At 46.8% G+C, this 22,570-nt stretch carries 21 protein-coding genes, 2 tRNA genes, 1 pseudogene and 1 CRISPR repeat array; of the genes and pseudogenes, 15 read left to right on the forward strand and 9 right to left on the reverse strand.

The annotated features are described in order from the left end of the window. Window positions 1-117 precede the first annotated feature (117 nt). The 3 genes from RQN30_RS10555 to RQN30_RS10565 form a co-directional block, all read right to left on the reverse strand. Complete coding sequence (locus tag RQN30_RS10555) at window positions 118-573, reverse strand: alanine racemase (RefSeq protein WP_353060441.1); 456 nt, start codon at window positions 571-573, stop codon at window positions 118-120. Between the two features lie 76 nt (window positions 574-649). After that, window positions 650-844 carry a hypothetical protein gene (locus RQN30_RS10560; RefSeq protein ID WP_353060442.1) on the reverse strand — a complete coding sequence of 65 codons (195 nt, stop codon included), beginning with the start codon at window positions 842-844 and terminating at the stop codon, window positions 650-652. A gap of 222 nt (window positions 845-1,066) precedes the next feature. Then, window positions 1,067-3,853 carry a DEAD/DEAH box helicase gene (locus tag RQN30_RS10565; protein WP_353060443.1) on the reverse strand — a complete coding sequence of 929 codons (2,787 nt, stop codon included), beginning with the start codon at window positions 3,851-3,853 and terminating at the stop codon, window positions 1,067-1,069. A 406-nt stretch (window positions 3,854-4,259) separates the two neighbouring features. Here RQN30_RS10565 and RQN30_RS10570 point away from each other — a divergent pair, with 406 nt between their 5' ends. From RQN30_RS10570 to RQN30_RS10595, 6 genes and pseudogenes are all read left to right on the forward strand, one after another. After that, on the forward strand, window positions 4,260-5,201 hold the full coding sequence (locus RQN30_RS10570; protein WP_353060444.1) for a DUF4862 family protein: 942 nt from the start codon (window positions 4,260-4,262) through the stop codon (window positions 5,199-5,201). A 215-nt stretch (window positions 5,202-5,416) separates the two neighbouring features. Continuing rightward, window positions 5,417-8,698 carry a type II CRISPR RNA-guided endonuclease Cas9 gene (cas9, locus tag RQN30_RS10575; protein WP_353060445.1) on the forward strand — a complete coding sequence of 1,094 codons (3,282 nt, stop codon included), beginning with the start codon at window positions 5,417-5,419 and terminating at the stop codon, window positions 8,696-8,698. 3 nt (window positions 8,699-8,701) lie between these two features. Beyond that, window positions 8,702-9,643 (forward strand): type II CRISPR-associated endonuclease Cas1, encoded by a 942-nt coding sequence (cas1, locus tag RQN30_RS10580; protein WP_353060446.1) that lies wholly within the window; start codon window positions 8,702-8,704, stop codon window positions 9,641-9,643. A gap of 8 nt (window positions 9,644-9,651) precedes the next feature. Then, window positions 9,652-9,912: pseudogene (gene cas2 / locus RQN30_RS10585) on the forward strand (CRISPR-associated endonuclease Cas2); the annotation flags it as partial. A 94-nt stretch (window positions 9,913-10,006) separates the two neighbouring features. After that, window positions 10,007-11,710: direct repeats of the CRISPR family, unit length 36 nt; unit sequence TAAGTATATCAGGGAAATGTATAACTGATTCCCAGC. Between the two features lie 45 nt (window positions 11,711-11,755). Beyond that, window positions 11,756-12,439, forward strand: a complete 684-nt coding sequence (orn, locus tag RQN30_RS10590; RefSeq protein WP_353060447.1) for an oligoribonuclease — start codon at window positions 11,756-11,758, stop codon at window positions 12,437-12,439. A gap of 594 nt (window positions 12,440-13,033) precedes the next feature. Further along, on the forward strand, window positions 13,034-13,141 hold the full coding sequence (locus RQN30_RS10595; protein WP_353060448.1) for a hypothetical protein: 108 nt from the start codon (window positions 13,034-13,036) through the stop codon (window positions 13,139-13,141). A 1,346-nt stretch (window positions 13,142-14,487) separates the two neighbouring features. Here RQN30_RS10595 and RQN30_RS10600 read toward each other — a convergent pair. The 4 genes from RQN30_RS10600 to RQN30_RS10615 all read right to left on the reverse strand — a co-directional run bounded on the left by RQN30_RS10600 (window position 14,488) and on the right by RQN30_RS10615 (window position 17,326). Beyond that, window positions 14,488-14,790, reverse strand: a complete 303-nt coding sequence (locus RQN30_RS10600) for a hypothetical protein (RefSeq protein ID WP_353060449.1) — start codon at window positions 14,788-14,790, stop codon at window positions 14,488-14,490. A 3-nt stretch (window positions 14,791-14,793) separates the two neighbouring features. Continuing rightward, window positions 14,794-15,090: a hypothetical protein gene (locus RQN30_RS10605; RefSeq protein WP_353060450.1), complete on the reverse strand. Its 297-nt coding sequence runs from the start codon at window positions 15,088-15,090 to the stop codon at window positions 14,794-14,796. A gap of 1,128 nt (window positions 15,091-16,218) precedes the next feature. Then, window positions 16,219-16,296: transfer RNA gene (locus RQN30_RS10610), tRNA-His, on the reverse strand. 100 nt (window positions 16,297-16,396) lie between these two features. Next, window positions 16,397-17,326, reverse strand: a complete 930-nt coding sequence (locus RQN30_RS10615; protein ID WP_353060451.1) for an ATP-grasp domain-containing protein — start codon at window positions 17,324-17,326, stop codon at window positions 16,397-16,399. A 438-nt stretch (window positions 17,327-17,764) separates the two neighbouring features. Here RQN30_RS10615 and RQN30_RS10620 point away from each other — a divergent pair. After that, window positions 17,765-17,837: transfer RNA gene (locus RQN30_RS10620), tRNA-Lys, on the forward strand. Here RQN30_RS10620 and RQN30_RS10625 read toward each other — a convergent pair. Beyond that, on the reverse strand, window positions 17,803-18,141 hold the full coding sequence (locus RQN30_RS10625; RefSeq protein ID WP_353060452.1) for a helix-turn-helix domain-containing protein: 339 nt from the start codon (window positions 18,139-18,141) through the stop codon (window positions 17,803-17,805). The two genes, RQN30_RS10620 and RQN30_RS10625, sit on opposite strands and share 35 nt — an antisense overlap. 131 nt (window positions 18,142-18,272) lie before the next feature. Here RQN30_RS10625 and RQN30_RS10630 point away from each other — a divergent pair, with 131 nt between their 5' ends. Then, window positions 18,273-18,503, forward strand: a complete 231-nt coding sequence (locus RQN30_RS10630; RefSeq protein ID WP_353060453.1) for a helix-turn-helix domain-containing protein — start codon at window positions 18,273-18,275, stop codon at window positions 18,501-18,503. 2 nt (window positions 18,504-18,505) lie between these two features. On the opposite strand, the gene RQN30_RS10635 is transcribed toward RQN30_RS10630, so the two are convergent. Then, complete coding sequence (locus RQN30_RS10635) at window positions 18,506-19,024, reverse strand: hypothetical protein (RefSeq protein WP_353060454.1); 519 nt, start codon at window positions 19,022-19,024, stop codon at window positions 18,506-18,508. Between the two features lie 40 nt (window positions 19,025-19,064). Here RQN30_RS10635 and RQN30_RS10640 point away from each other — a divergent pair, with 40 nt between their 5' ends. From RQN30_RS10640 to RQN30_RS10670, 7 genes are all read left to right on the forward strand, one after another. Next, on the forward strand, window positions 19,065-19,286 hold the full coding sequence (locus RQN30_RS10640; protein WP_353060455.1) for a hypothetical protein: 222 nt from the start codon (window positions 19,065-19,067) through the stop codon (window positions 19,284-19,286). Continuing rightward, on the forward strand, window positions 19,276-19,422 hold the full coding sequence (locus RQN30_RS10645; protein ID WP_353060456.1) for a hypothetical protein: 147 nt from the start codon (window positions 19,276-19,278) through the stop codon (window positions 19,420-19,422). The genes RQN30_RS10640 and RQN30_RS10645 overlap by 11 nt, the downstream gene beginning before the upstream one ends. Beyond that, complete coding sequence (locus RQN30_RS10650; RefSeq protein WP_353060457.1) at window positions 19,419-19,748, forward strand: hypothetical protein; 330 nt, start codon at window positions 19,419-19,421, stop codon at window positions 19,746-19,748. The genes RQN30_RS10645 and RQN30_RS10650 overlap by 4 nt, the downstream gene beginning before the upstream one ends. Window positions 19,749-20,131: 383 nt before the next feature. Then, entirely contained in the window at window positions 20,132-20,356 is a 225-nt protein-coding gene (locus RQN30_RS10655; protein WP_353060458.1) for a hypothetical protein, read from the forward strand. A gap of 29 nt (window positions 20,357-20,385) precedes the next feature. Next, window positions 20,386-20,670, forward strand: coding sequence for an HNH endonuclease (locus tag RQN30_RS10660; protein ID WP_353061842.1), 285 nt, complete (start codon window positions 20,386-20,388; stop codon window positions 20,668-20,670). Between the two features lie 87 nt (window positions 20,671-20,757). Beyond that, on the forward strand, window positions 20,758-21,111 hold the full coding sequence (locus RQN30_RS10665) for a hypothetical protein (RefSeq protein WP_353060459.1): 354 nt from the start codon (window positions 20,758-20,760) through the stop codon (window positions 21,109-21,111). Continuing rightward, entirely contained in the window at window positions 21,095-22,552 is a 1,458-nt protein-coding gene (locus tag RQN30_RS10670) for a hypothetical protein (protein WP_353060460.1), read from the forward strand. Before RQN30_RS10665 ends, RQN30_RS10670 begins: the two co-directional genes overlap by 17 nt. Window positions 22,553-22,570 lie beyond the last annotated feature (18 nt).

Consider the following 22,570-nt stretch of genomic DNA (forward strand, 5'->3'; position numbering starts at 1 on the left):
CGGTTCACTGCCCATTTTGCTCATCTTTTGCTTATTGTTTTGGGCGCGCACCAAAAATGGCGGTGCCGATGCGGATAAGCGTCGAACCGGATGCAATAGCTAAATCAAGATCAGCACTCATTCCCATCGAAACTTCGCGTGCATTTTTGAGACCAGGAATTTCCTGCAGCTGCTGCGAGAGCTTCCGTGTAAGTTCAAAGAACGGATAATTGCTTCGCGTTCAGGAGTGTGCGCACCGATAGTCATCACTCCTTCAATTTTCAACTCCGGAAGGTCAATGATTTTATTCGCCAATTCAATCAAGGCAGTTGGTTCACAACCGAATTGCGACTCAGATCCGGAAGAGTTTACCTGCAGCAAAATCGGGTAAGGGGCGTTTTCTTTTCCTTCCTGGATTCTTGCCGCTTGCCGGCGTGCAATACGCTGCGCAAGTTTCAACGAATCAACAGTGTCGATTCGGGAAGCAAAGTCCATCGCTGCTGACAGCTTGTTTGACTGTACATGCCCGATCATTGTTGTAGTGTGCGGGAAATCAGCGATTTCTGATTCTGCCGACTGGAGCTGCTGTACCATATTGTGCCCAAAAGCGTCGCTCCGGCAGCAATGGCTGCGCGTAAATTTTCACCTGGCTGATATTTTGCGGCAAGCATTAATTTGATTTCGTTTTGGCGTCGTCCTGAATTTTCGGACGCGGCAGCAATCTTTTGCGGACTTTTTCGATATTTTCGGCAATTAACTCTGCCGGAAGTATCGGACTCAGCTGTGCAGAGCTCGCATTTAAGGGAGCTGAAATTTGCCGCGGCAGGTTCGATTGCGATTTATGGTTATTTTGTAATTTCGTCATTTTAAGCGCCTAAATTTGGAACAAGATAGTTTATATTCCGGAAAAAATAGCAAGTAATTTTAAAATTTCTGGAAAATTCTAGAGATGCAGTAAGCCTTTCGCAAGCGTAATTCACTGCCGTCGAACATAATTCAGATTAGCTCATTCCGGATCGAATCAGATAACGATAATCCCTGCAGTTTCATTTTTGTTTTCTGCCGGAAGTATTTCGAAAACCCAAGCTTAACGCGGTCCAAAGTTAACCAGTTCTAATACAAGTTTCCCGGCCGCATCAGAAGCATCCAAATCTGCATAAGCCCAAAGCGCCCAAGCCAAATCGTTTTCTCCGTCGTCAAGCACTTGAATCACAAGCCAAACCCTGCCGCTTTGATGTGTTTCAAGAAGTGTGACTGCCGCTTCATCTTCCATCCCGGCCTGCAGCAAATCTGCAAGCGAAGGATCCGTGAGTACCTGAAAGTAGTTCTCTGAACGGGCAGCTGTATCAATGCCAAGATAGTCGTATTCGGCAAAATAGTCATCGGCAGCGTCCGCCCATCGGTCGAGGTTCCAGCCTTGCGGCGAATTAAGTGCGGCAAGATATTCAAGGTCATCGCGCTCAATAGCTTCCACAAACGAAAACATTTTATTTCGCACAGCACGCCGGAAACTGTGTTTATTGCGGGAAAAACTGATTTCCCCGTTAGAATCCGCACCGAACACCAGCTCTGTACCCAACGCACTCTCATCCGCAGCATAAAGCTCGGCGCCGTCAACTAAATCGAATACTTCTGTATCTGATTCGCTGCGGGCGAGCGCTTCCCATTCACTGAGCAGTGAAGAATCGATTGAACGTACAAGCCGGCTGAGCCAATCAATAATCGCCTCGACCTCAGCGGTGCGCACATCACTTGGTAAAATCTGGCGCAGCGCCCGGTAAGTATCGGTGAGGTACCGCAGCAGTATCCCCTCAGAACGTGCCAAATCATAGCGTGAAACGAACTCGGTAAAAGTCATCGCCTCCTCCACCATTTGGCGGACGATTGATTTTGGCGAAAGCTCATGCCCGTGTACCCACGGATTTGTTTGCGCATAAATATTCAGTGCTGGTTCAAGCAGTTCTGCTAATGGTTTCGGATGTGTTACATCGTCAGCAATCCGCATCCGCTCATAATAATCAACCCCTTCATTTTTTAAGCGGTTAATCATTTTTGCACGTTCAGATTTTTGCTGTGCAATCAGCACTTGCAGCGGATCTTCCTGCACGGATTCAATAACGGAAACAACGTCGAGCGCATATGCGGGCGCCTCACGATCAAGTAAATCGAGTGCTGAAAGCGCAAACGGAGAAAGCGGAGTGTTAAGCGCGAAATCGCTTGGCACATCTTTCGTAAAATGAATTGCGCTGGTAAATGCGCTGCCGCGGGAGGGAAGAATACCGTCGGCAGATTGCGGATTTTGTGCAAACGGGACGCCGTATTCATCGCACGCATATTCCTTGCGCCAATTCCGATTTTCATGATGAATCACCGCGGCTCGGCGCAGTGAAGAATATATTTCAAGCGCCTGGCGAATCAAAAGATTACGTTCTGTGTTCGGTTCATGGTTTTGTGTGAGTAAACGCTGCGCTGCGCGAACTGGATTTGGACGCTGCAGCAAATTGAGTATTGTCGCGTGATTTATCCGAAGTTGTGATTTAAGTACTTCCGGTGCTTTAGTTTGGAGCGTCTGAAAAGTTTTTTCAGACCAAATTATTTTCCCTTCCTCAGGTTTAACTTTTTGTACCCGCTTAAGTTTTGCCGGATCATCACCAGCATTGCGGATCCGCCGGGCATTCTCAATTTCATGCTCCGGTGCCTGTGCTACTACATATCCGACGGTATCGAATCCGGCACGTCCAGCTCTCCCCGCAATCTGATGAAATTCGCGTGCGGTAAGATGCCGCATTTTAGTACCGTCGAATTTCGTTAAACTGGTAATCAGCACGGTACGTATCGGCACGTTAATTCCCACACCCAAAGTATCCGTCCCGCAAATAACGTTAAGCAGCCCGGCTTGGGTGAGCTGCTCAACAAGCCGTCGATACCGTGGAAGCAGCCCGGCATGATGCACGCCAATGCCTTTGCGCAGCAGCTTTGAAAGCATCTTGCCAAATCCGGCACCGAATTTGAAACCATCTAGTGCAGTTTCAATTTTCGACTTCTGTTCTTTCGAAATCAGACTCATAGAAAGTAGTTCCTGCGCAGCAGCGACGGCTTCTCGCTGCGAAAAATGTACGACATAAACAGGAGCCATATGGGTTGCCACAAGATCTTGAATAACTTCGTTAACTGGCATCACCGACCAGCTGTAATGTAACGGAACCGGGCGGATAGCATCATTTACAAGCATTACGGAACGTCCCGTTCTGGCACTGAGATCTTTTTCCAGCCATTGCGTATCGCCAAGTGTTGCTGAAAGGAGGACCTGCTGGGCTTGCGGGAGTTCAAGCAGCGGAACCTGCCATGCCCAGCCGCGCTGCGGGTCAGCGTAGAAATGGAACTCATCCATCACAACCATTTCGCAGTCAGCTGTTTCTGCCTCGCGCAGAGCAATATTTGCAAGGATTTCTGCCGTCGCGCAGACGATTGGCGCATTAGAATTAATTGATGAATCACCAGTTATCATCCCCACGTTATGCGCACCGAAGTATTTAATCAATTCGAAGAATTTCTCAGAAACAAGAGCTTTTAATGGCGCCGTATAATAGGCGGTACGGCCAGTGGCGAGTGCTGTGAAAAGCGCCTGCATTGCGATTAATGATTTGCCTGATCCTGTCGGTGTAGAAACAATCACATGATCCCCGGCAACAATTCCAAACAAAGCTTCGGCTTGGTGCGGATACATCGTTTTTCCAGTGTTTTCGACCCAAGCGGTGAAAGCCGCTTCGATTGCTTCCGGCGGAGGATTCATCCCATATGTGTCTTCAAGCTCATCAAGAGCAAGATTTAATGTTGGGGTATTTGCGGATTTATTCAGATTTGTCGATTCCATCTTCTTGATTCTATCGGCTGCAGTAATATTTTTCGTCAGTTAGTGCGATATGGTGCGTTTGCGGAAAACATTTTCAGGTTGATTTTTCTGATGCTGTAAGCGGAATAATTTCTCATTCTAACGTGGCTTTGGTCTGATAAGTATTCATCTTTCTGCGGTAATGTGAGAGTTAAGTTATCCGACGGCTGGCGACGGAGCCGACCGTCGGACAACGAAATAACAATTTTGGATTACTTGTGTCGTGTTCCGTCGTACAAGAATCGGTGTTTTACCCTGTAACTAAACCCGATTTCTAAGTACAGGAAAATATGATTGCAAAGAAATGAGAAAAGCTTTAAACCAAGCAAACAAATTTATTTCAGGTATTTATGCCGGAAAATATTCCAGACAAAGAAGCGGAGTAAAAATGAGTAATATTGAATCTGATTACAAACCATTCGTGGTAGGTGCTTATGCGGCGCTGCCTGATGGACGGCAAGCGCAGGAAATGTTTTACACGGCGCTCGCGGATACCGGATACGTGACTGGGATTGAGATTCCGGTTCGTGCAGGAAGCCTTGATTTTGACAGTCCGGAATGGCTTGCGAAAACATTAGCTGGGCGGTTTCCGGATTCGGTGATTACAGCAATTCCGGATACGATGCGAAATTTAGGAACTGATCCAAATTTTGGGATTGCTTCGCCTGATAAAGACGGGCGTGCCCGCGGTATTGCATATATTCGGGAAGTTATTAATCTTGGTGATAATTTCAACGAAACGGCCGGGACACAAGTGATTAATCGCCTTGAACTGCATTCTGCTCCTTCAAAGATTGCGCAGGAAGAATGGCTTGTAAAATCACTTGAAGAATTATTGGATGATGCGAAACGCTCTGGAATCGAACTCGTTCTTGAACATTGCGACGCGCGCGAGGGAAATTGTATCGGGTGCGGAGTCGGCCCTGGGGAAAAACAGTTCCTTCCGTTCGCAGCTGAAGTCGCAGCATGCAGTGCCGTCGGTATCCCAATCACAATTAATTGGGGGCGTTCAGTGGTGGAATCGCACGATCCGGATACGCCGGCGCAGCAGGTTGCAGAACTCAGAAAACATGGGATACTTGGCGGAATAATGTGTTCGGGTGCTGGTGCGGAAGCCACACAGTACGGTCCGGTCTGGGGTGATGCGCATTTGCCGCTGCAAGATGATGAGCCAACTTCATGGATGAACGCTGAACGTGCGGCAAAGTTTATCGCTGCCGCGGAAGGTGCTGAACTTTATCGCGGGATTAAAATTCAGACTCCGCGTAATTTTGATGTGCCTGCACGTATTGCGGCGATTAATCGGGTTTATCAGGCGATGGTGCAATAAACGAAACGGAAATATGCGTTCGTCTGGTTTAGTTTTTCAGATTAAGGGAATCGCCTTGACGAATACTTGCGCAAACTTCTAACATTGAACCATAACTGATTCTCAGTAAGCCTTACCATGTTTGTAAGGTTGAATGCTCCGCCGGTTCGCCGGTAATTTCAAATTGGCTTGTGTGATTCTGCACAAGCCAATTTATTTTTTGGCATAATTGCTTTATGAATGCAGATATAAATTTTCGAGTTGGTGTTGACGTCGGTACTAATTCTGTTGGGCTTTCGGCGATTGAAATTGGAAGTGACGGACTTCCATCACGAATATTAGATTCGGTGGTGATGGTGCATGATTCAGGTGTTGATCCGGATAAACAAAAATACTCTATTACACGGCTAGCTAATTCGGGTGTTGCACGCCGCACGCGGCGGATGGTTCGCCGGCGGAAACGTCGGCTGCAAGCACTTGATGCTTTCTTAACGAATAACGGCTATCCGATTGTGAATCTTGAAGAGTTTGCAGATCCTTATGCACCTTGGGATATTCGAGCGGAATTGGCTGTTAAGAAAGTTTCTGCTGCAGAACTTCCAGAGCTGCTTTCGGTGGCGGTTCGCCACATTGCACGGCATCGCGGCTGGAGAAGCCCATATATGCGGGTTGAAGCGCTGCATAATCCTGCTCCTGCGTCTGATGAGATGGCAGCACTAAAACAGCGTATAGCGGAAGTTACTGGTGTTTCGTACCCGCAAGATGCGACCCCTGCAGAATTATTAATGGATGTAATGCGTCCAGCTACGAAGATTCGCGGACCAGAGGGAATCCTGCGTGGAAAACTCAGACAAAGTGACTATGCGAACGAATTGCGGAAAATTGCGCAGCGGCAAGATATTAGTTCTGAATTTTTAAATAAACTTATTGACCATGTGTTTTATGCTGAATCACCGAAAGGATCGGCTGCAAAACGAGTGGGATTTGATGAGCTTCCCGGGCAGAAGAAATATCGGCGTGCGGAGAAAGCTTCACTAACATTTCAAAAGTTCCGCATTATTTCTGTCGCGATGAATTTGCGTATTGCCGATAGCGATACAGGAGAAATTCGGCAGCTTAACCGCGGTGAACTTGATAAAGTAGTTTCTTTTCTGATGAAAGCATCTTCTGAGGACGCTGTTACGTGGGAAGATATTTCTGACTTGCTAGATGTGGAACGCGATCAGCTCAGCGGAACTGCGGCAGCGAGTGTTGAAGGAGAGCGTCCATACTCTAATCCGCCGGTAAATGTGACGAATCAACGTATTTATGATTCAAATATTAAGCCCTTAATTCAGTTCTGGAATGCGGCAGATGACGATGTGCGCAGCGCACTGATTCGTGAACTTTCTAATGCTGAAGAACAAGACGATACCGCAGCTGGATTTGAAACAGTGCAGGATTTTCTTTCAAATCTTGACGACGGAACTCTCGAGAAGCTTTCAAATATCAATCTTCCTGCAGGGCGGGCTGCATATTCTGAAGATTCGATGAATCAGCTCAATTCACGGATGCTTGAGTATGCGGAGGATCTTTTCACAGCGCGGAAAAATGTGTTTGGAGTAGCTGATGATTGGAAGCCAAGCCCTGACCCAATCGGATTACCGGTTGGGAATCCAGGAGTCGATCGAGTACTCAAAATTGTGAACCGCTGGTTAATGGGAATCGAAGCTAAATATGGCATACCTGAAGCAGTGAATATTGAACATATTCGCGGTGGATTTAGCTCAGAACTTATGGTTCGTGAATATGAGAAGGAAAATAATCGACGATATGAACGAAATCAGAAAGTTGTTGAAAAGATTTTGGAGGAGAATGGTGCTCCAAAACGAGTACGGCGTTCAGATGTGTTGCGCTATCTCGCAGTCAGCCGGCAGGACTGTAAATGCGCGTACTGCGGTGAACCTATTACTTTCACGAGTTGTGAAATGGATCATGTAATTCCGCGGAAGGGTGTTGGATCGACAAATACTCGAGATAACCTTTTGGCAGTTTGCCGTCGGTGTAATCATTCGAAAGGAAATTTGCCGTTTGCAGTGTGGGCGCGGCAGCAAGCTAATCCGGAAATTTCGCTTGAGAAAGCAAAAGAACGAGTGCATTTCTGGAAACAGGATGATGGATATAAACCCAAACAGTGGCAGAATTTTAAGCGTGATGTTGTTATCCGGCTTTCACGAACTGCTGCGGACGAGGAGCTTGATACTCGGTCAATTGAAGCAGTCGCATGGATGGCGCGAGAATTGGCTAATCGGATTTTCGGGCATTACCGAGAACAGGGAGCTGATACTTCGGTGAATGTCTTCCGCGGTGCAATCACTGCGGAAGCGAGAAAAGCGTCTGGTTTGGAACGAAAAATCGAGATGCTTGGCGAGCGCGGAAAAACGCGGTTAGATCGCCGACATCATGCTATGGATGCGAGTGTAATTGCATTGATGCACCCTTATGCGGCTCAAGTTCTCGCTGAGCGGATCAATATTCGTGATGCGCAGCGCTATGCTGGTGAAGCAGAAACTTGGAGAGAATATCGCGGTTCTGACTCGGCCCATCGTATCGGCTATGGAAAATGGTTGAATTCAATGAACCGCTTGGTTGTGGTGTTTAATGATGCGCTGCGTAGTGATTCGATTCCAGTGATGGAAAATCTGCGGCTGCGCTTAGGGAATTCTGCTGCGCATGATGCCAAAATTAGGAAGCTGAAACAGAAACGATTGGGAGATGCTTGGTCGCTCACGGAGATTGATCGCGCGTCGACGCCGCAGATGTATGCAGCTCTCACACGATGTGAGGATTTTGATTTAAAAGTTGGTTTACCAGACAATTCAAATCGAAAAATTCGTGTGAAAGGTGAATGGTTTAACGCTGACGATCGGCTTGGGATATTTGGATCTGGCGCTGCCGCTATCGCTGTACGCGGCGGATATGCGGAGATTGGCGGAACGATTCACCATGCACGAGTGTATCGGATTAATGGGAAGAAACCCGTTTTTGCAATGATACGAGTATTTTCTTGTGATCTTTCCGGTGCCCGGGATGAGGATTTATTTACGGTACCGTTAGCGGAGTGTTCGATTTCGTTGCGTACGGCAGAACCGAAACTGCGAAAGGCTCTTGCTGATGGCGCTGCTGAATATCTTGGATGGATTGTCGTTGGAGATGAACTGGAACTTGATTTAACTGACACCAAGTTCTCAACGGGAGGTGTTGGAGAGTTAAGAAGAGATTTTCCTGAGATTAATAGATTTAAGGTTGATGGATTCTCTGATAAAGACAAATTAAGATTACGACCAATCTTATTGTCTGCCGAAGGTATTAAGGAAACTCATTCCAAGGGAACTGTTGATATTGTCGCTAAATCGGGTTGGCGTCCTGCAGTAAATGTTTTATTTAGCTACGGAAAAGTGCAAGTGGTTCGCCGTAATGCACTTGGAGAGATTCGTGAAGCTTCTAACGCGCATCTGCCTATTTCTTGGCGGGTGTAAAAGATGGCGGGGTACTACGCTGAAAAGTGGCGGGTTTTAGATTTTTCCGGATTTCAAGGAGAGATTCGTGCTGAGCGTGGTGCGCTAAGCGTTGAGTCTGATGGTGCTGATGCTGAAGTAAAAGTGCCTGTTGCTGATGTTGGAGTAGTGCTTATTGGAGTGAATACGCGGTTTTCAGCTGGAGTGATTCATCGGCTTGTTGAAAATGATGTTGCCGTAATTTTCTGTGATTGGAAAGGGTGCCCGTATGGAGGTGCGTACGGGTGGAGTGATCATTCACGTGTTGGGGCAAGGCATCTTGCGCAAGCTCAGCTTTCGTTGCCGCGGAAGAAAGCTGCTTGGACCCAGCTAGTGAAAGCTAAAATTCACGGGCAAGCTAATGTGCTTGCATGTTTATCTGAAACTGGTGCAGGATTCTTGAACCAGATTGCGAAAGCTGTGAAATCTGGTGATATTTCAAATAGTGAGGGGCAAGCTGCTCGTTATTATTGGAGTAAACTCTGGGGAGAAACTGGTTTTAGGCGTAATCCTGGTATTCGTGATCAGGAAAATCCGCAGAATTCTCTTTTGGATTATGGATATACGGTACTGCGCGGGCATGCGATGAGAGCAGTATGTGCTGCTGGGCTTTCTCCTGCTATTGGGGTGTTTCATCATGGACGGTCAAATTATTTTGCTTTGGCGGATGATCTGATTGAGCCATTTCGTCCGGCGATAGATTTTTGTGTTGCCAAGCTAGGAACAGATACGAGTCGCGATAGCAGGGCTGTAAAATCTGCTCTGGTGGAAGCTGCTGGAGGTGCTTTTAATGGTGTGGGTGATTCGATTCCGACGGAGATGACGGCACTTGCGCAGCGTCTTGGGATGTATGTGGAAGGGGAGAAGCAGAAGTTAAAAGTTAATATTTGGGATTCTGTTGGGTTAGAAGCACGGAGACTGTGGTGAGTATTCCGATGTGGTGCCTCGTTATGTTTGATTTACCGACGAAAACTAAGGCACAGAAGCGTGAATACTCAAATTTTAGAAATGCTTTATTAGATTTGGGTTTTTCAAAAGTGCAGTACAGTGTGTATGCCTACTATTCACCATCCGGGCTCGTGGGGACTCGTATCGTGAAAGCAATTAAACTTCAGCTTCCGCCTGGCGGAGAAGTAAGAATTTATCATATGACGGATAATCAATGGGCAAAAGCTTTTCGGTTTCGCAACGCTTTAGAGGAAAAATCGGAATCTGAACCGAAACAGCTGATGATTTTTAATGAGTTTGTGGCTATATTTAGGCTAAATATAGCCACAAACTCATATTCCCTAAGTATATCAGGGAAATGTATAACTGATTCCCAGCGAACCCGATTTCACTATTTACGGATGGGTTAAGTATATCAGGGAAATGTATAACTGATTCCCAGCAGTTCAGCCGACGCCTAGTGCAAGTGTGTAAGTATATCAGGGAAATGTATAACTGATTCCCAGCACCAAACGGGGGATAAAGACGCGCAGAATAAGTATATCAGGGAAATGTATAACTGATTCCCAGCGCGTAGCTACTACAGGTGTATTGGCGGCTTAAGTATATCAGGGAAATGTATAACTGATTCCCAGCCTGAGGCTTATCTATACGGCGCCGTGGGTAAGTATATCAGGGAAATGTATAACTGATTCCCAGCTCAGTATAAGTCTTATCAGGAAAAGGACTAAGTATATCAGGGAAATGTATAACTGATTCCCAGCACGATGCCTGATGAGGTGCGCGAAAAGTTAAGTATATCAGGGAAATGTATAACTGATTCCCAGCTTATCCGACGTGACATAAACACTCACCTTTAAGTATATCAGGGAAATGTATAACTGATTCCCAGCAGACCGGCTCTATGTTTTCTCCACATCCTAAGTATATCAGGGAAATGTATAACTGATTCCCAGCGCGTAACATCCACATCCAGAAAACTGGCTAAGTATATCAGGGAAATGTATAACTGATTCCCAGCGGTGCGTGATGCTTTTGAGAAATATTTTTAAGTATATCAGGGAAATGTATAACTGATTCCCAGCGCGTAACATCCACATCCAGAAAACTGGCTAAGTATATCAGGGAAATGTATAACTGATTCCCAGCGGTGCGTGATGCTTTTGAGAAATATTTTTAAGTATATCAGGGAAATGTATAACTGATTCCCAGCAACCAATCGAGCACTGGCACCTAGCCGATAAGTATATCAGGGAAATGTATAACTGATTCCCAGCGATTAACGTTTTAGACACACTGTGATATTAAGTATATCAGGGAAATGTATAACTGATTCCCAGCCTATACGAAACTCGCTAAAGACTATCCGGTAAGTATATCAGGGAAATGTATAACTGATTCCCAGCTGGTGCGGTAAGCAGCTGAATATTCTTGTAAGTATATCAGGGAAATGTATAACTGATTCCCAGCTGTGGGACACCGTGAAAAACAGTCTTTCTAAGTATATCAGGGAAATGTATAACTGATTCCCAGCTAAGTGCGAGCATTGTTTGAGCACACGTTAAGTATATCAGGGAAATGTATAACTGATTCCCAGCTCAAGCGCATATCGTAGGTTGTGTTGTTTAAGTATATCAGGGAAATGTATAACTGATTCCCAGCTCTCATAGACTGCCTAGGAAGGTTAGAGTAAGTATATCAGGGAAATGTATAACTGATTCCCAGCTCTCATAGACTGCCTAGGAAGGTTAGAGTAAGTATATCAGGGAAATGTATAACTGATTCCCAGCGACCACGGTCGGTGCGTAAAGCTGCGCATAAGTATATCAGGGAAATGTATAACTGATTCCCAGCTAAGGCTCATTCGGTTGAGGTGAATAAGTAAGTATATCAGGGAAATGTATAACTGATTCCCAGCCTGTTCAATACCAAGAATATTCGCTGGTTAAGTATATCAGGGAAATGTATAACTGATTCCCAGCCCGCGTCGTGGGGTGGGTGGGATGGTTGTAAGTATATCAGGGAAATGTATAACTGATTCCCAGCCTTTCCCAAAAACCTAAGCGGCACTGAATTTGCTATGCTGAATGGGTGAATAATTTCTCTGCACAGAATAATCCGATTGTCTGGATCGATTGTGAAATGACCGGTCTAAATCTTGAAGTTGATGAGCTTTGCGAGATTGCCGTCGTTGTTACTGATTCGGAACTTAACCCTTTCGATACCGGACTTGACCTCGTTATTAAGCCAAGCGAAGCTGCCGCTGCGCAGATGAACTCATTTGTCCGGCAGATGCATACCAAAACTCATCTTATTGACGAATGGGATGATGGCTTTAGCGTAGAAGACGCCCAGAAACAAGTGCTTGAATACATACAACGCTTTGTTCCGGAAAGCGGTAAGGCACATCTTGGCGGAAATTCCGTCGGTACTGACAAGACTTTTCTGATGAAGCAGATGCCGGATCTGGTGGATTATCTCCACTATCGAATTATTGATGTTTCATCAATCAAAGAGCTTGCAAAGCGTTGGTATCCGCGCGTTTATTTCGCTGCTCCGGAAAAAACAGGCGGACATCGTGCTCTCGGTGATATTTACGATTCTATTGATGAACTTCGTTATTACCGTGGTGTACTGATGCCGGCAGGAGAAGGGCCGAGTACTGATGAAGCGAAAGCTATTGCCGACGATATTCTTGCTAATCTCACTAAAGCCCGTGCCGAAAAAGCGCATTCACAACTATCTTCGGCCTCGGATGACGAAGCTGCAGATTAGATAAATATATTTTTAGACAAATGTATTTTGAAATGGTCTAGATTTTTTCCGTTTGGGTGGATGGGAAAGTCTGGGTTATGCCGAAGAAGTTTGATCAGGATGCTAGGGATTGGGTTGTCCGGTTAGTTTAGAATCGGATTCTTGCTGAAGGGATTTCGATTCAACGGGCGTGTATGGTTGTGTCTCCTATGCTTGGGGTTTCCTGGCACACAGCTCGTCAGTGGCTGAAAGAGGCTCGCAAGACGGGTCCGAATCGTGCGTGCTGAGGAATACGTGATTGCGGAGAACGCCCGGCTGCGCCGGGAGAACCAGGAGCTGCGTGAGACGAACGAGTTATTGAAAGCCGCTTCGGCTTTTTCGCCTCCGTTCTCGACCCGAAGCGTCGGAAATGATCGCTTTTACCGACCACTATCGTGATCGTTTCACAATCGAGTTCATCTGCACGACGCTGAGCCGAGAGCGTGAGGGAGGGGTTTTCACCTCGCGTGGTTAGCAGGAGGCGAAGAGGCGTGCCCGTCGGCTCGCCAGGTACGGGACCGTGAGCTGGTCGAGATTGTTCGCGAGATACACGCTGAAAACTATGGGGTCTATGGGGTGCGGAAGATGTGGCACGCCCTGAAAAGTCGCGAGATTGTAATCGGGTGTGAGCAGACCAGACGAATTATGGCCCTCGCTGGTGTCAGGGGTAAACGTAAGTGGTAAGAACCCCGTCACGACAGGCAAAGGTAAGGACGTCGGTACTCGCCCGGATTTGGTTCAACGCGATTTTACCGCTACAACTCCGAACCGGTTGCGGGTCGCTGGCATTGCCTACGTACGGACTGCCAAGGGTTTCGTGTATGCGGCGTTTGCCACTGACGTGTTCTCGCGTCGTATTGCTGTCTGGCCTCTCTCGGATTCCATGAAAACTGGGCCCTTACCGTTACAGACGTTGAAGCGAGCGATCTGGAACACTCGCTTCAACAACGGGCCTGGTTCATCATAGTGACCACAGGTCTCAATACGTGTCTTTGACCTATCATCAGTATTTGGTTGATGCTGGGATCGCTGAATCCACGGGAAGCGTGGGTGACAGCTACGATAATGCTTTGGCAGAGAATGTGAATTGCTCGTACAAGAACGAGGTCATCCGCACCCGTGCCTGGGCTGATGTTCTCGAAGTAGAAATCGCTACCTTCGAATGAGTGAATTGTTGGAACATCAAGTACCTCAATGAGGCTCTGGGTTACCGCACGCCAGAAGAAGTAGAAATCGAGTATTGGCAGCAACACCAGCTGTCAATAATAAGAAGAAGCAGGGTAAACACCTAGGAAGAAAACCCGGAGCATTTCGATGGATGTGCTTTCCGAAGCTGCGGTCAAATTCCTCGAAGAACTCTGCCGCGATCTCTGCAAGAACAGCGGGAGAGACTGACTTCTCCATCGTCCCGATTTGGATAAGCGATTCTTCCGGACAGGTATTCTTGTCTTCCCAGAGATCTTTCGTTGATTGGCCGCAGCTAGTGTGTCCGGTTTTATGGTTTCGCTCATGCTGTGCTTTGCAGAAATCGTCATATTAACTCCGCCAAGGGGAACCGCGTTCCCCTTGACCCCTTGCTCCGGCATTCTTGAATCTCCCGTTTGCCCGACGGCTTTTTCAGTTCTTCCGGTTTTGCGGAACCGTTCGCAGGACGTTCCCACCAAAATAGCCGCTGATCGTTTCGCTGCCATCCGCAAATGAGCGGCGAGCGAAGTCTCAACGGCTTCCTCATCTGACTCAGCCAGGGCGGCAGCCTAAGCTGAGTCAGATGAGGTTTTCACGGATCGCTGCGCGACCGATCCTGTTTGATGGGCAAAACAAAAGCCCTCAATTTTTTACGGTTGAGAGCCTTTGGTTTGCTCACTATTGCACTTATGGCAGAAGAGATCCCATACCTGCCATACATAGAAGAAACAGTATCACCATTCCGATAAATCGCCGTATCATAATTCCCCTACCCATCGCATTCTTATTAAACAATGCGGCAAAGAAATTACCGATACATTTGAACGGTGAGGCCAAGTCGCTTCCTAAGCATCGAAAAAAGATGTAACAGGTGATTGCGCCTGATGAACCGCGGCGAACTGGCCGTTTTTCCTGATGTGCGCTACCGAAATCAGTACAAGAATCAGATATAAGATTGGCGAAACAAGGAAAAAGATGCTGAAGATACCAGCCATACTATTGTGCGCCATTGCTAAATCAAGCATGGTTTTGCCGCCAATTCCAAATAAGAACAAGCTTAACAAAAGAGAAACAAACCCGCCAAGGAAAAATCTTCGAAGTACTGACAATACTCTGGTCATACTTCCCCCCCTATAGATGTTATCCAAAAATCACTCGCCGTAAGCGATGATAGTTTTCAAGAAATCAACTGAAACAAAATAAGGATTGTTTTTATCTCCGACCTTCTCAATAAGAATAGCATCGTCGGCAGACTCAAGAACACGAATCTTATCACCTGTTTTAAAAACAAGACCTTGTTCGTCCGTTCCATCGTTTACAACTGTATATCCCTTAATCTTAGCCTTATTGTCGGCTCTGACCTTTTTGACTTTCTTGTAAATGATTTTTCCGCCGGCTTCGACTGCACGTAATATTACATAGCCTCCACCAGCAATTGCTGGAACCAACTTGCCCGGGCCGCCAACCTTTTTGCAAATGTTGTTAGAAGCTGATATCCCCCAAGATTACTCATAATGCATCCTACAGTTCCTCTTCGGTATGCCCAAACATATAGTCCTCATCCTTGCTGTTAGATGCCCAAATCAAAGCAGCATCATATACGCTGATTGATTCACTTTCATCAGAATCATCGTCATCATCATCGAGTCCGGCATGACAATCGTTGCACCACTAATCACTGTAACTGTAGCGTTTGGTCATAGGTTGTCCACAGCGAGGACAAGTCATGGAATCACTTCCATCCCATGCGTACTTTTCGTCCCAGCTTAATTCTTTCTCTTTCTTTTTCTAAATCCAAACAATCCCATCTCGTACTTCCGCTCAGTCTCCCGAATTAAACTCTACCAGTTTCTTCCAATCAATACTTCCATCTTCCTTACAGAAGTCATTGGAAAACTACCTGACCAGTCTATTGAACGCTTTGTGTAGCTTTCTTTGTCAGAGCAACATACTGCTCGGGAAGGGTGCCCATGAAGCTGATGATTTTGATATAGAAGTTTCCATCACCTGTTAGCTCTGTCGGTTGCAGTGAAATCAGTTCCTGCCAAAATATGTATGGGGTTTCGCCGGCATGTTGAATGAATTTGACACTATTTTCCATGATTTCGACGGTAATGGATGGTTGCTGAAGCGGCGCAGTGGTGAGCGGCGCAGTGACGCAGGAGCACAATAGCGAATCAGAAAACCTGTTTTGATTCTTCAGAAGTATCTACCTGCTTCGCAAATCAAGAAACATCCGCCGGTTTTGCGGACTGAGAAACACGTGCCTGCCTGCCGCGCTCGGCTAAACCTAGCCAATCAAATCCTGAGCAGATATTGAATACAACCGGGATGAAACCAGAACGAAATCATGCCGAGTAAAATATTCTTCACAAAACAATGGTTGCCGCATACTCGCCGTGTACTAGCTGTGCATCCGCCGCATACTTGCTGTCCCGTCAGTCCCGCGCAAACAAACGAAGATGCGGAGAAATGTGTAAGTGTAAAAGAATCGCAACCAGAAAATGGCCGCGATTCTTTCAGGTATTAAGGATTATCTGACAATGATGAATATTGTAAACAAGTCATTGCAAAAATGGGGGTGGCTAACGGGACTTGAACCCGCGACCCCCTGGACCACAACCAGGTGCTCTGCCAACTGAGCTATAGCCACCACGTTTGCTGCAGAAATTCTCTCCAGCAACGAATAGAAACTATATCAAATGCGATGCCGTCCCGCCTAATTAGCAAGACGGGAGGTACGGGTGAAAGTCGTCACCAAAAGACGCGGGTTTGAATCGCGTCAGCAAAACGGTTCAAATGTTCTTCGTTAGCAGAAAGGTATAGCGAAGAGTCGATGAGTGATATTTCCATTACGTAGAAATCTGACTCTGAATCTGTGTCCCCGCGAACAATGTCAACTCGATTGAAGAGGAGCAGTTCATCGTGTCCGGAAATTTCTTTGATGTAAGAGTGAAGTGCGGAACGGATCTTTTCACCCCAGCGCCATGTTTCCTCGGAAGCATTTCCGATATGTGTAATTTCATCAACCACATTTGTCTCTTCAACAGTGCGGAAGCGCGGGTGGAGCATTGGCTCTTTTTCAACCTGATAGGAAGCTAAACCGTTAAGGTAAATTAAGGAAGTTTCACCTTGGCGGTCGATTACGTCGAGATAACGCTGAATCATTACTGTGCGGCCGTGGCGGAGCTCGTGCATTGCGTGGTTAATCGCTTCGCCGCGGGAACGCGGATCGGTTGCCGTGTATCGGCCTGTTCCGCGTCCGCCAGACGAAATTGCTGGTTTTACTACGAAGTCGCCAGAGGCTGGGAAACGTGAGTGAATTTGTTGCTTTGAAAGATTCTGTTCGGGTTCGAGCCAAAGTGTGGGGATGGTTGGTAGGCCGTGTTTTTGCAGTGCTTGCAGGTAGTGCTTGTCGGTATTCCACGCCATTGTGTCGGCAGAGTTGAGGATGCGCGGTACGGAACGTGCCCACTGTACAAACTTGTTTCGGTCGCGGGCGTAATCGCGCACAGAGCGAACCACTACCGTGCCCGCATCGTTCCAATTTACCGACGGGTCGTCCCATATGGCAATGCGTGGTTCGATGCCGCGTTCACGCAGCGCGTCTGGGAGATTTTCCTCATCCTTGTCGAGGTTAGGGAACTGTGAACTTGTTGCGAGAGTAACGATTGGAGTGGTCACGTTGCCTATGCACCTACCTGTTTTATGTTCATGGCATCTCAATATTTGAATTAAGATCCTGTCGATTGAAAGCTGACTTAATGCCTTGTGAAAAGGTAATTTGATTTTATTCTACAGTGCTTATTTTTGTGTTTATGCGATTAACGCACGTTAATATTTTCCAGATTTTTGAATATGTGCAATTTTTTTGGTTTTACGTGATGACTTTTGGTTTAACGTAAAGGTGTTAGTGTATTTCTCGTTTCTCGTTTCTCGTGCAATAGTGTCTTGTTTGGTTTTACTTTCGCACGGCTGCTTTGGCGGTTTTCTGTATCTGCTCGTCTGGATGATTGCTGAATTGTATCCCACAACAAGTATCTACGTGTTTGAAATCACGTTTCATTTTGGGTTGGGAATTTGCGAAAGTTTGTTCTGTTTATTAAAGTATCTTTTTGTTGCGCACCGCTAGCTCAACTGGCAGAGCATCTGACTCTTAATCAGAGGGTTCTGGGTTCGAGTCCCAGGCGGTGTACAGAATCGGGAACGGCACTCGGCTTCGGCTGGGTGCCGTTCCTTGTATCTGGATTGTAATTTGACGGCACGCTTAGTTGCCAAGGTTCAATTCCAAATACGTCTGCAATCCTGCCAATATCTTCGATAGGCCATGACCTCCGACCATTCCAGCGTAACGATATTGTTGCTGGTTTGAGACCTAGTTTTCTTGCAATGTCGCTCTGATTCATCGAACGACGCGCAGCCTCTACGCGAATGTTTTCAGCGACAATTTGCGCGTATTCGTAACCGCTGTCGAATAATTCTTTAATTGCTAAATTCATGTTTTCTATAATAGCAGATTTTTACGTAACGTGAAAAAGATTTACTACATATTTTCATTTTCATTAAATTGCAACACGCCGACGTGTGTAAATAGTAGAATATTTTAACGAAACGTAACAAAATTCAATGTATGGATATTTATGTATTAAAAGTTAATTTTGCTGTGAAGCAGTTTGTGCGCAACACCGGCATATCTTCTAGCAAATTAGCTAGACAACTAGGGATAAAGCCGTCGACGTTTTATGCAAGGATGTGTGGCGCGCGTCCTTGGCGTGTTGATGAGCTTGCACGCCTTGCTGATATTGGCGTGCAAGTCCCATCATTTAACTTTTCAATGAAAGTGCATAAAGAACAGTTATGAGACTAGAGGGTAGCTTTGATTCCAAATCTCGGGTGTTTGGAATCTGTAAGCCTGTTGTAGATTCGCGCTCTGGTGGCAACCCGCTGCTTTTTACTGCCTGTTTCCTGCCAGCGATTCCAGACTTCCTCAAACATTGTATCTGGAACAGCTCCAAGCTTGATACCGTCGTATTCAACCCAAATCTCAAGATGAAGCGTCGTATTAGCTTTCTTGTTTCGAGAAAAAGTGAGGAAGCAATCTACGTCTACGGCATCCCAGTCTTTATTCAGGTCTCCGCCGTGCATCTTGTAGACCTTTTCAAGATTCCACTGGTGGTCAGATACGCCCCAGAGCCAGATAGTCTCTGCGTCATCGTTATCATCTATCCAGGCGGCCGAAGCGAGTTTATCTTCGTAGGCTGCTTTGCGCTCTGCTGCTTTTTGTGCTTTGCGCTCTTTGCGGCGCTCACGGTAGCTGTTTACTCCATCGATCACAGTAGAAGTAATATCCGTTGTCTTTTCAATCCAATTATTCAAATTCATACAAGAAATCTATCAAATCAATCGGTCTTGGAGGTATCGAATGGTTCCGAAGAATGAGCTTAATTTCATATATGACCTTATCGCACTCGGCGTTTTCGCTGTTTTTGTCTTTGTTGGAGGGGTAGTAGTTGGCTTCCTATTTAAGGCTGCGCCAGGAGAGATTTCACTCGTTACCAGTTTCTTTATTTTCGCTACTGCTTTCCTGCTTGGACAGAGGGTTAAAGAGCGTGAGCTTAAGGAGAGTAAGCGTAGTGACTCGTAGCTTTATCGTGTTCTTGATCGTGTTAATTTTATGTATTTTAGCGTGCGTTATTGCTGGTGTTGTGCTTGCCGGTATCGCTTGGTTTGTCTTTGAGCTGATGCAGGCTTGGCTGGTGATTATGGCGGTAAGTTCATGAGTAGATGTTTGACTGCGCGGGCTCCACTTCCCTCACTTTTGCGCTCACTTTCACGCGCAGGTTGGGGAAGTCTTATTGAGGAGATTCCAGGAGTTCGTCTAACACTGCGCGGGCTTTCAGACCTAGTAGAAGATTATTCAGCTCGCGCGCTTGTAACGGCTGTACAGCTTGCTGACGTGACTGGGCTTTGCGAGAGATGGGTACGTCATTCACTCTCGCGACTGGAAGAGCTTGGGATTATCCGCTGGGTGCGAGGGGGATTGTTGATGGTAAGCCTTTCCCAAGCTTTATCGAAGTCTCTAAGACTGCTCTGGTGGAGCTTATAAAGCTCGCGCGAGTCAGTATTGAGGAAAAGCGTGTAGAGCGTAGGGCTGCTACTGCTGAGCGGCTTAAGGCGTTTGAGGGTCGTACGGTGTTTTTGAAAAAAGACGCAAAAACGCAGGTCAAAACATGCGGAAGTGTCTACTAGCTTTCTCTCTCCTACGGAGGAATCCTCAAAGGATTCCATCCGTGAAAGGGCTTTAATTCTAACCGCAGCTGAGCGTGCGCAAGAGCAATCCTGGCATGAGCATCGAGAAAAGATGAGGACTGATCCAAGTTATAAGAAGCGGCAGCAGACTATTAATGCTCAGGGATTGATTTTATTGAAACAGGCTATGAGTAAATTGCGGAAAGGGTGTTGATAATGAGTGCTATAAATGAGCAGCAGTTGTTTCTACGTCGTGCGGCGCAGATGAAAGCTAATAGACCGGTGACTCTTTCAGGTACTCAGATTCGTATCCGGCATACTCAGATTCGTAATGTCTTGCGTGTAATACATACGCTCTTTAAGTACACTCCGCAAGAGGCTGCAGGTACACGCAGCGTGAAGCAGATAGAAGAGCTTTTACAACAAGTCGAAGATTTAGTAATGGAATTGGAGCTAGAGAAATGACTATCAGCGGGCGGGCTGTAAGAGATACTATGCTACTACTCTATTCGGTATATGGAACTAGGTGCGCTAAGTGTGGGCAGCCAATCAACATTAATTTGCGCTACCCACATCCACGCTCAGGCAGTATTGGGCATCAACTCCCGCGCTCAAGAGGTGGAAGTGATAATGTTTCTAATCTCCGCCCCGAACATCTACGCTGTAACATTAGCTCGGGTAATCGCTTAACAAGCAAATCAAGACTGACACATATCGATAGCTCTTTTTCCGATCCCTACCACAGGAAGCCCCGCCTGATAGCTTTTATCCCTCCCTGAAACGAATATAAAACGGGTAAAACAGCTAAAAACGGCGCAATACGCACCGAAAAGTACACACTTCTCAGAAAAAATTAGGAATTTTCAATGGCGCAGCCTGCTTTGTTTGTTGTAGACCGTCCGAAAGATGAGGACGGTCCTAATCTATCTGCTTTGAATGTTTTATTAGCTGAGCTAGAAGAATCTGGGCAGCTTGTAGGGAAGTGGCGTGCACTGGGTGAATCACTTAAATCTACCGCGCAGGCTGTGGATGACGGCATGAGATGCGGTAAAGTCACAGTCGCTACCGCACAGCTAAATAAAATGCTGATTGACGGGATAAGCCAAATGCCAGAACCGCGCAGGCAAGACTCGGGAGACGCATACGATACTCTGCAGGCAATTATCGCGGGCATGGTACCGGAAATTCTAGCGGGGAGTGACGATGCCCCAGACTATTAAAGCCCGTCCGAAGTATTTCACCCACCGCAACAAATCCCGTCCGACTTTAGGACCGATAGTTGCTGAAATCGCGAAGATTATTCGCGGGTATGAGCTTATGCCCTGGCAAAAATACGTCATCAATGTTGCCTGGGAGCTAAACCCTGAGCACCCTGGAGAACTATGGTACACCGAGGGAGATATCTCGGTACCACGCCAGTCCGGAAAATCCGATTTAATCGAGGCTGCACACCTAGCGGGCGCGCTAATGTTTAGCGAGTGGCAATCATGGATGACCGCGCAAACCGGTAAAGACGCAGGCAAACGATGGAATAATCTAGTGAAACATTTGAAGCTGTATCAAGGCTCTCGTGCTCATGACTGGAAAATAGCGCGTTCTAAAGGCTCTGAAGCAGCAATCTACCTCCCGCAACTATCGAGTATCGCGCCTTTCGCTCCAACAAACGATGCGCTCCACGGAGATAGAAATAATTTCATTACCCTGGATGAAACTTGGGCGTTTACTCTCCTAGAGGGTACAGCTCTTGAAACCGCGGCTAAACCAACATTCCTCACCGCTAAATTTACCCAGCTTATGAGAGCTTCAACTATGGGAACCGCGAACAGTGAATATCTTAACCGTTGTATCGAGCTAGGACGTGCAGCAACTAAAGACCCCGAATCGCACCGCTTCTATTTCGAGTGGTCAGCAAACGAGAAGCTTGCCGAATCTGACCCTTATAGTGATGACACACTTAGCTTTCATCCGGCAATTGGGTATACACAAAGCGCGCGCAGGATTAGAGATCTTGGACGGGATATGCCGATAGGGGATTGGCGACGATCTTATTTAAACCTGGCTACTCAGACAGCTGAGACTATTATCGACCTTGCGCGCTGGGACTCCCTCCGCTGGAATTATGAGCCAACCGAAGCTGAACGCTACCGACCAGCACGCGGTGAAGACATCATCATCTGTTGGGACATCGCAGCAGATGGTTCTTCCGCATCAATCGTTGCATCCTGGCTCCAAGATAATGAAGCTGGGGACCCGGCAACGGCGCTAGTAGCCTCCGCGTCAGGAACATCATGGCTTCCAGAGATGCTCTCAAATCTTTCACAGCAAGGATACCGGCGAATTGTGGCTGATGACGCAGGACCTAACCGCACCATGCTCCAAGAACTGAAAGCCCGCACAATCCCGACCCAGGCAATCTCTTATCCAGACTACGCTACCGCCTGCCAAAGCTTGCTTGATAGGATTCGCACCGGCGCGCTCGAACACGATGGAAACAAAATCTTCGCGGAACAAATTTGCAATGCAGAACTAAAAGAATCTGGGAAAGTTAGCATCCTCGACCCGCGCAAATCAAGCGGAGCAATCGACGCACTCAGAGCACTAGCCATTGCTCAGGACACAGCAGTACGCACACTAGGCGCAGAAATATTCCAACTATACTAGACGGTATATGCACGTAGC

Source organism: Arcanobacterium hippocoleae, assembly GCF_040360365.1.
Classification (GTDB): Bacteria; Actinomycetota; Actinomycetes; order Actinomycetales; family Actinomycetaceae; genus Arcanobacterium_A; species Arcanobacterium_A hippocoleae_A.